The following is a 1301-nucleotide window of genomic DNA, read 5'->3' as shown; positions in this document are numbered from 1 at the left end:
GTGTTGCCCTTGCTGGCATGGCTCTCCATCTTGCGTTAATCCACCAATTTTTTCACGAGTCACTGTTGAACAGCTATCAAGAGTTGATGGAACATCGAAGCCCCCCTTAACGGCTAAATACGCCCTTAGACCATTTTTAGGTAAACCAAATGAGAGAACTTGCCCTGCAAAAGCTTGAAAAGTACGCCAGTTAGACTGTGGTTTGCCATCGAGCTTCGCTTGTAAATCGCCACCACACAACGCCATTTCGCAATCAAAATCGATACGTAACGCACATTGCCCAAGCGTGATTTCCAACGCTGCTCGGTTGACTGGGTTTCCGAGCAGGTGATTGGCCCAGCTATACGAGTAATCATCAACAGGGCCGCCTTGTGTCAACCCGAGATGAGCAACACCAAATCGTCCGAAGTCTTGAATCAAACTCATTGGCCCCGGCTTAAGTACTGTCAGTGTTGGTTTAGCGTTTGTCTTAGCCATTAGCGACACCTCCACTAATATCCATAAACTTAAGCTCAACAAATTCTTGTTTTGAAATCGCGATGAAACGGACCGTATCACCGACATTAAGCAGAGACAGCGGCGTTTGCGTGGTATCAGCGTTCTTTAATTGGCTGTGATCAAACAGTGCGAGTGGGCAATTGCCAATAATATTCCAACCGCCCGGTGAGTCCGAAGGATACACCGCCGTTTTCGTATCCGCGATGGCGATACTGCCTTTCGGCACACTTAAGCGTGGGGTTGAATGACGAGGCAAAGCAAGCTCGTTGACTACATCAGACATAAACGCAAAGCCAGGCGTAAACCCAATGGCACTGACGCTGTAAGTCTGTGAGGTGTGATGTTGAATGATCTCATCTAGCGACATGCCTTTGGCTTGATATCGGTCTAAGTCGAGTGCTGTTTCTGGTGAGTAATAAGCGGGAAGCTCGATAGTGTTACGCGTTTTACTAACACTAGAGAAGGACGAAATAGCATGACTCAACAAAGAGTTGAGTTGTTCCATGAGCTGATGTTCTGAAATTCTATAAGGTAAGTAATCGACCAATATTGTTTGGTAAGCCGGTGTCACATTCATCAATACAGATGCTAAGTGTTGACGAATAGCATCGGAAAAATGAGCCATGTACTGCGCATATTCGGCGCTAGATTGATTATTTGAAGGCGATAGCGTCAAGGTCACCAAAACGCTGCATTCCGCGACTGGCGCTATATTGAATTCAATTTGATTCGTCGTCATTTCGTTTCCATACTTTTACTTGCCTTTGATTTACTTAGTGTCTTTCATTTGCTTATTTGCTTAT

1 protein-coding gene and 1 pseudogene are annotated in these 1301 nt (G+C 45.5%); both read right to left on the bottom strand.

All coding sequences use genetic code 11. The features are described 5' to 3' along the window. Nucleotides 1–477 (bottom strand): annotated as a pseudogene (locus tag AB4653_RS22205) (biotin-dependent carboxyltransferase family protein); the annotation flags it as partial. Next, entirely contained in the window at nt 470–1237 is a 768-nt protein-coding gene (locus tag AB4653_RS22200; protein WP_102257725.1) for an allophanate hydrolase subunit 1, read from the bottom strand. The pseudogene AB4653_RS22205 and the gene AB4653_RS22200, both read right to left, overlap by 8 nt. Nucleotides 1238–1301: the final 64 nt, after the last annotated feature.

Origin of the sequence: Vibrio sp. 10N.222.48.A3 (assembly GCF_041475345.1) — a bacterium.
Classification (GTDB): domain Bacteria; phylum Pseudomonadota; class Gammaproteobacteria; order Enterobacterales; family Vibrionaceae; genus Vibrio; species Vibrio tasmaniensis_A.
The sequence above is the reverse complement of the archived record's forward strand: the minus strand, read 5'-3'. Positions and strand labels throughout refer to the sequence as shown.

Coding starts and splice junctions, on each gene's coding strand:
- AB4653_RS22200 (WP_102257725.1), bottom strand. CDS start 1,237: ATGACGACGAATCAAATTGAATTCAATATAGCGCCAGTCGCGGAATGC.